The organism is Methanosarcinales archaeon, assembly GCA_014859725.1.
Lineage (GTDB): Archaea > Halobacteriota > Methanosarcinia > Methanosarcinales > Methanocomedenaceae > Kmv04.
On sequence record JACUTQ010000089.1, the window covers coordinates 1 to 8921 of the forward strand.

An 8921-nucleotide genomic window follows, 5' to 3' on the forward strand; every position below is an offset into this window, starting at 1 on the left:
GTATTGCTGCTTGACCAATATATATCAATCCCGGCAATTGGATTATCATTCTGATCTAATGCAGTTGCATTGAACAGCTGGGTTTCTCCAACAATTAATGAAGGTGTTGCAGGTGAAACTACAATTGATTTCAAGACCAGCAGGGATTGGTTCATTATTATATTAATGCCAGTCATATCTCCAGAAAGATTAACTGTTCTTATCCCATAATGTGTTGTGTTCCAGGCTTTTATTATCACTTCATCTCCATCTTCTCCAGATATCGAAACTGAGTAATATCCACTATATCCTGGTGGACCGCCTGTTTTACCTTCTATATAATATCCACTAGTAGTATCATTAACGCTAAAAGATGTTCCTGCTGGCGCCTGTGTTACACCATCTGACAAGTACACGGTTCCACTTATCCCGTGTGGCATTGGGACTTGAGCACTTGCCAGCGCTGCCATAACAAAAAAGGCAACCATTAAAATTATACTTAACGTACCAAACTTTTTGCCATAACATATTTTTCCTTTTATACTTTCATCGATTTTTTTATCCATTTTATTTCATCCATTGTATTATGTATTTACCATGATCACAGACCGTATTTACCGCTGCATCTTATCTCTTAAAGCGCCCACCTCAGCGCTTGTATCTGAATCTTGAATCCAGTAGTATTTTAAAATATTCGCCCATAAGCTTTCTTTCATAACTTATGGATTCTGAATTTCAAAAGTACTAATTCCTCTATTTTATCAATTTTTATGCCCCCATATAGAATCATTAGCCATCACCCAGTATCCTCTGCCGGGTTCCAGTTTTGTAAAATTCTCTGATCCAGTAGCAGGCCACCAGCCCCAGTCATCGAAGTGATCGGATTTTTCAAAAAGTCCTGTGGAACTGTTGTATCTGTAAATTGATGTTAAGCTGTTCTCAGGAGTAACATCTAATGGATCTCCTACTACCGCTTCTTCTCCCAGCAGAGCTTCCATCATCGAATACCATCCAACAAGATTCCAGCCTTTGTTCAGTGCTATATCCAGATAAGAAGATGCTGTTCCGGTAAATGTTAAATCACAATTGTTTTTAGCCATCACCCAGTATCCTTTGCCTGGTTCCAGTTCTGTAAAGCTCTCTGAGCCTGTTGCAGGCCACCAGCCCCAGTCATCGAAGTGGTCGGATTTCTCGAACAGTCCTGTGGAGCTGTTATATCGGTAAATGGATGTAAGACAGTTCTCTGGTGTGACATTCAATGGATTTCCTGATGCTGCTTTTTCGCCAAGCTCCCAGGTGGTTAGGTTAAGAGGCGCAGAGATCAGGTTCCAGCCTGAATTTAGAGCGATTGTATATGATATACCTGATATCGGTGCTGTCCTTGCAGTACGATTAACCCAGGTCTGATTTATGTTGCCTGATGCATCCACTGTATGCGTTCCAAGGTCGTATAAGGTGTCTGGAACCAGCCCTGTGATATTATAGTAGTTCTGGGGTGAAGATACATTGGTTATGAAGGTGCCGTTGAGGTAGAGCATCACATGGGAGAAGTCAGGGTCGGGAGGGTTCGTCCAAGTGAAATTGAGCCAGGTGATGCCATTTGTTGAAATTAAATCTGTTATAGTACCTGGCATGGTATTATCTGAGATTAATACTTTCATCTCTCCAGGCTCTATGGTATCAATCCGTGGTTCTGATACCGTTCTATTCTGCACTGTCCAATTACCATCCGGGAGCTGTACTAGCTTGGGATTCAGATCATATTCCATAAAAGTTGCTGAATATTCAATTGAAGCATTTGAAGCATTGAAATCTGGATTCTCTTCAAGGAACTTTTGAACATCATGGCTGCTTACATAAAACGTTACATTCATGTCTTTTGGAACAAAAATCCACTCTTCACCGTTACCTAAATCACCAGAAGCAATGGCATCAGGAATTTGTATTTCATATATGTTAGTAGAATAGTTTGTTCCAACATGAAGTCCGTTTTGTGTGTAAGCATGGAGGTCTATATCTGGGAACAATGTACTATTTACAGGTGATTGATATAGATTTTCAATATTTGGTAAATCAATTTTAATGTTGTTTATTGCACTTCCAATTTTATTAGAAGCGTATTCGGTTGGAGTTTCAATTTTAATTGTTGGTTGATAGTAAGGACTATCTGAAGCAGAAGATATACTAAACATTACAAATCTAAATAAGTCAATGTATGGAAATGCTGATGTACCGTCTTCAGCTAAAAAAGTCGGGTCGTCTAAAAATATTATATCTGTTCCTGGCCATGGAACTGATATTATTCCAGGAGGAACTGATATAAATTTTCCTTCCCGTGGAACTGGATTGATTTTCCAATTATCATTTATTTTGTATCCGCTTAATAAATCAAAATTTTCAACTTTGTAAATTACAACACCATTTTCTAATGTACCATCAGAAATGATTTCTGCTTTATTAATATGGTTTTGTGGCAAATCTCTAGCTTCAATTATATAATTCAAATCACCACTCGTAAAAATGAATACCTTGTCACCATATTTACTTTTTTCCAAAGGTTTCAATTGATATTCGCCATACGAAACACTATGAGGTTTTAACCAATTAAGAATCAATTTACTAAACGATGAAAGGTGTGTGGGTGGTTCCACATCTATTCCTTTTCCCATGAGACCCCACCACCAAATGTTTTTTCCAGGATCATATAAATCTGGAAGATTAGACTCATCATGAGTCTTGCTATCTTCAAACAAATATCCTAGAGTATGCCCAATCTCGTGTGCGTATGTAGGGAAATCATCATTCTTATCGACAACTATATTCGGGGTCGCCGGTGGATCATTAATAATAGAAGTGGTGCTTGCCATTGCACGAAAATCTTCATCAATATTCAAAATAATAATATTATTTTTTCCTCTTGCTTGTTCAAGAGAATTGTATTTTGCAATGATAACATGTAAGATTACAGTATCGCCATTTATTTCGTTTCCATAATCGTTTCGATTATCAATAGTGATTGGTGGTTCAATTGAATAATCTATAAATATGCTATTATAAGATGATTCAATATAATAAGTTTGGACTTTATCAAATAGATTTCTGATTTGCGTATCGGTTATTTCATCTAAATGCACATCTTGGAAATTTGTAGGTATTAGATAAAATTTAATTATTTCTTTAACCACATATACTTTTACACTTGCCTGACTTGAAATTCCAGCATTATTTGTGATTGTAAGGTTAACATGGAACTCACCCATTTGACTATAGATATGTTCAACGTTTTCTCCTTCTTTCTCGGTTTCATCTCCAAATTCCCATTTGTATGATACGATACTGCCCAACCCATCATAAGAATCTGAACCACTGAAATTGATTACTTTATTTTCTTCAACAACTATTTTCCCATCAAACATTGTTCTGTTAGTGGTTATCACTGGAACAAGATTGGAATATTTGTATTTGATGGTATAATTCCCATCAAATCCTTCATCAAAATGATCAACTATGAGTATCCTCCCATTCCTCATCCAGTAATTGTAGGAAGGTATCTCTGTCCCTTCACTCGTTCTGGACACTTTTTCAATCGGTACTTTATTATCATACGGATCTTCTATTGAAATGATGACCCATTCACCTGAATAATCCTCTATACTCACATCCAGTATCGGATTCTCAGGTGCCGGCATGTTGACTACCACATAATTAGCATTATGCACGAAAGTAGAATTCCCATTAGATGAATTAAGAAGCAAATAATAAGTTTCATTACTCTTTGAATTTACCAAAAAGTCATAACCAATATCTCCGCCAACCTGCTTCTGAATGATATACGTGTTGATCTCCTTAATGAGAGATGTTTCCATCCCTCCAAGCTCGCTGCTGTGCGCATATTCCCCTGTGAATTCAGTAAACGTTCCATCAATACTGGCAACCATCTCCCACCAGGCAACCTTGTTTTCACCTGGCTGAATATTTCCAAAATTAACTTTCAAGGAATTACTCCTTTCCTCTCCCTGCAACTGACTTCTTATTATCTCAAAATCGATCAATAGACCGGAAGGATTGTAGTAAATAACCGGTTGAGCAGTTTCAATTGAGAAATTTCTTGCTTCCCCGTATCCCTCATTTGTAACCCTGACCGCAAGTTTGAACGGCTTGTTTGCGATCACATCGGAAGGGATGAAGTAATCAAGTACCATTTCTGGTTGAGGTTTAACAACAATCTCAACTTCATGTGTGGAGACTTCAAAATTGACACCATCAACACTGTAGCTGATGTTGGCTGAAACATTGTACCTTGCGCCTTCCGGATTAATCCCTCCTGCGCCAGGCTTCGGTATTATAAGCCAGCGTGAGGTCGCAAGACCTGATGGGGAAATGACCCCTGTTCCATCGATATTGCTGATGCCGTTCAGTTTTGGTGTTTTTATGAAGAACTGATTATTTGCAGATACGCCATCTTCACTATTGATATGTAAAATGACTTTTACATTATCTATATTCTTATCAGGCATCTTGTTACGGATACCAAGACCTGCCCAGAAAGCATCCCGCTCCATGGTAACGTTCTGGGAGATTGAAAGCTCTATTACTTCATGTATGGTCTCTGTCACTTTTGGACGCGGTGTTCTATGAATCTGATCACGATTGAAATCAGGCAAATTCCATTCCGGCCAATCCCAGGGAACATAGGTTATACCCCTGAAATGAGGGAAATTGGGGACAGTAAATACATCAGGGTAACAATTCCAGCAGAAATTACCACCACCCCTAGGAAGACGGACGTGAGGGATATAGATGTTAATATCAGGTAATCCAAATGTGGGCAGGGTTAGATCATATCCTGCAATTGGAATTATCCATACGCAATTGTAGCATGATTCATTGCCAAATTGGAAACCAATACCACCACCCAGTATTTTAGGCAAAGTTATACCCACACCTGTATCTAACTGTTCCATATCCAGGCTTGAACTTTGTCCTGGTGAGATTAGATCGGGGTTGAAAGACCCGGCCCATATTCCATCAAAAAATGGGATGTTTATACCATACTGCTTTGCAACAACATCAACAACATCAACCCCAAGTGGAATCTGTGGTGTAAGTGTCCCGGCAGTGAAATATGAGACTAATTCATTGACTCCAATGGAAAATGTAATACCTAATGCTTTGCTCAATTTGATATTGCCAATTTCGTTGTTATTCGTTGCAATTGCTGCATTTTCGAAAACGTTAGATGAATCCTCGTTTTGATCCTCCCATCCTGGCCCTGTTTTGAGCCATATAATATTTGGATCAACATCCATATCCTCTGTTTTGTCACCAAGATGTAAACCATCAATATTTAAACAATAAGAAAGATCCGGCCATGTTGGATAGTCAGGTTTGCATGTTTCATCTACTGGAGTTTTAACAGTTACAGGAATACTCGTGCCGGCATAGCTTATGACTTCATGGTTATTTATAAAGTGAACATATCTTCCCTGAATATTTATTTTGCCTGTTATTTCCTTACAGCTTGATATACCTGGAGAAAGTTTTAACTTATATGGTACTTTGACATTACTTTTTCCTTTTATCTCATCAATTGTTGTAATTAATGGATCCAGTACCACTCCATTGTGATCTATTGGAGAAATAGAAACATTGTAAATGGATACAAGTCCCACATTGTAAAGGTTAAAGGAACCTGCTCTCTCTTCCCCTGCTTCCATATTATATTCTAAAGATGGGGGGAAAGCAAGAAGTAGAGGTATCGGAACATCTGTTTCAAACCTCATCTTCAGGATAACATTGTAATAATCCTCAATAGATGTAGGTGTTACTTCCCAGTTAAAATCAATGAAACTCATGTAAAGAGCTATATCTATCAATTTTGGAGTTTCCATCGGTTCCACTTCAACTGTTCCCATTTGTGGAAGTGTATTTGTTCCATCAGATGACACCTCAAAAATATACTTGCCTACGGGAAGATCGTTCAGCAATGCATACCCTGAAGAGTTAGTGGATGCATCGAATTCATCATAGGTATCCTGATTAATCAGAGAAATATTCGCATTGGTAAGATTTCTCTCAAGAGCATCAGTAACATGGAACAAAAGACTGCCATTTTCAAGATCAGTCACAAAAGTTGTCAGATTTACTTGAACTTGATTGTAGTTATCACTGGTAATATTTACTGAATCTTCATAAATTCCAGTATCCACGTTGTATGAATTAATATGGATATCAAAAGTTGCATTTTCACCCGGCAGAAGATCACCTATACTGGTATTTGAAGTCACTCTCATCCATGTATGCTCGGGTTGATGCAATGTTATATTTCGCAACACACCGTAACCCATGTTGTATATGGCTACAGTCTCAATTTTTGTTTGATTTTTATTTAAACCTGTAATTATATCTGCCGGATATACTTTTACGATCGGTGTCGGTGTGAATAATTTAACATTCAGTTCACTGACCTCATCTGAGTTTTGATCGGTTGTTACTTCAATATTGAACTGTGCATTTTCAGGAACAGGTGTTCCAGCTTCAAATTGAACATTGAACACGGCACTTCCATGTGGAGAAAGTTCAGATGGTATGCTGGATGCATTTATAGTTGCTATTACACTATCTGAAATGTCTCGATCAATTACAGAAGGTTGAATTCCGGTTAAAGTGGTATCTCCAAGGTTATAGAGAGTAAAACCAAGCGTCCGGGATGAATTCTCCACGAGTTCCACAGTTGCAGCTTGAGGGACAATATATAATCCATGGATCGTAAAGTTACTTTCAGATTCTCTAACCTGTCCGAGATTTGCAGCAGAAGCTTTCACTGAATAATTGCCAGCTTCGGTATCAAAAGGAGAAAAAGTATAATTGAATCCACCGGTCTCGTTTGTATAAACAATATATGTTCGTTTGAATCCATGGATATCTATCACCAGATTTACATTTACACTCTGAAGTGGAGTGTTGTTCAAATATTTCACGATCCCTGAAATATTCACCGGTTCATCTCGATCATAATATATCTTTTCTGTATCAACTTCAATAGTAAAATCATCAGAAACTCCAATTAATAGATCTGCAGTTTCAACATTACCTGATGTGTCATTGCCTTTGAACACAACCATAAATAGTCCTGAACCAAGTATTCCAGTATCTACATTCCCATAGAATGTATTTGATGTTCCGTTAAAGCTCATTTTAAAAGATTCGATTACTGGTATTGAGGTATTTAAGGGATAAACTGAGAGGTTAAGACTCAGGTCCTGATCAGTGAATATTTGAGCTGGATCTTTCGGGTTTGCCACTCTTGCTGTGAAATTTGCTATTTCACCAGATAAATATGACCTGGAATTAGTAAAAGGCTGGATAAAGTAAGCACCTGTGAAGAACACATTAACTGTCGCCTGACCGCTATTTGTTGCATTATATGTGGTGATATTTCCGGTCCAGAATCCATGAGGGTCATCTTTTCTGACAGTATATTCACTAACCAGTTTATTAGTCTCTTTTATGAAAATAATTTGTCTTTTAGTATTATTTGGGCCAGAAATTTCCGCATAAGCTGAAATATCATTAATAAGTGGATTTCCAGAGAGATCTGTAACATTAATCTCAAATTGTACTGTTTCTCCAACCTGATATATTGAATAATTTTGGGGTGAAGAAACATTAATAATTAACCCACCAGGAAGAATTCCTTGGGTTTTTGCAGTATCGTTCACCCATGTCTCATTAATATTTCCATTCTCATCTACTGTATGAGTGCTTATTGTGTGTGAAGTCCCCTGTAATAAGCCAGAATAATTATAAAAAGTATCGCTGACGTTAGCCTTCCAGCTTCCGTCAATATAAACTATCGTATGATTGAAATCCGGGTCTGATGGATTTGCCCAAGTCCAGTTTATCCATGTACTACCATTTGAAGAGTGTAGATTGCTAATTGACGAAGGTGGTGTTGTATCTTCTGACAACAAAACAGTAATACTTCCATTCACCACCCCTGGTGTTATAAGCTGCCCGAGCTCATTATTAAGGCTCGCAGAGGTAATATTCACGTCAGTTTGACCAGGTAAAAATCCTTTGAAAACGATATTTGCAAGCACTGCCTTGCTCTTGTTCACTTTATCAATCCTTGCAGCCACCAGTTTGACCCATCCATCGGTATTGTTTATATTTGCTACAGGTGTTCCAAAATCACCAGCAACAACATTTTCGATTGAAATGATAGAAGGATTAAAAGATATATTGACAATTCCTCCTGCTATTAATTCAGCTTCACTGATGGTGATCGGAACCGTGAATTCTGTGTCCACACCTGCCAAATAATCCCCGAAGCTCACAGTCTGCGCAGATGCCACTGGAGCAGCAAATAACAAAAAGAAAAAAAGAAAAAAAGCAGTTTTCATTTCATTCCAGCCCCACGATCTTCCTCATAAGTATCGTCACGTCCCCGCTGTCAAGTATTCCATTCCCGTTGAAATCCCCGAACAAACCGCCATAGTAATAGAACACCCTGATGGACTTCTCTGCACTGTACGTCGTGTTCGTTGTGACATTCACCGTGATAGTATTGATACCGAAATTCAAAGGAACAGATGCGTTCCAGGAAGTGGTTCCAGTTGCAGGAATACCATTTACAGTAACATCCACGATCTCGTTTGGTGAAATGGCTGTGCCGTTCACATTGACCGGTGAATTCAGGACAATATCACCATGCTGAGGGTAGGTGATATTGATATCAAGTTCACGCCTTCCTACGTCTGTTGAGTCATACAGTGGTTGGTATGAAATATCATCGGCATATTTCACTACCATTACGCCTGGCTCACCGACAAGATGACCTACAGAAGCAGCATTTTCCAGTGGTTCATAGGAAATGTCATCTGCGTATTTCACTACCATTACGCCTGGCTCACCGACAAGATGACCTACAGAAGCAGCAT

At 38.4% G+C, this 8921-nt stretch carries 3 protein-coding genes; all 3 read right to left on the bottom strand.

Annotated elements, in window-relative coordinates; translation table 11 throughout:
• Nucleotides 1-545 (bottom strand): hypothetical protein (locus IBX40_08250; protein MBE0524305.1); only part of this gene is annotated, 545 nt, incomplete at its 3' end.
• A 195-nt stretch (nucleotides 546-740) separates the two neighbouring features.
• Nucleotides 741-8300 (bottom strand): PKD domain-containing protein, encoded by a 7560-nt coding sequence (locus IBX40_08255; GenBank protein ID MBE0524306.1) that lies wholly within the window; start codon nucleotides 8298-8300, stop codon nucleotides 741-743.
• Nucleotides 8301-8385: 85 nt separating this feature from the next.
• Nucleotides 8386-8880: a hypothetical protein gene (locus IBX40_08260; GenBank protein MBE0524307.1), complete on the bottom strand. Its 495-nt coding sequence runs from the start codon at nucleotides 8878-8880 to the stop codon at nucleotides 8386-8388.
• Nucleotides 8881-8921 lie beyond the last annotated feature (41 nt).

Excerpts from the sequence above, each read along its gene's own strand:
- IBX40_08260 (MBE0524307.1), bottom strand. The coding sequence starts at position 8,880 with ATGGTAGTGAAATACGCAGATGACATTTCCTATGAACCACTGGAAAAT.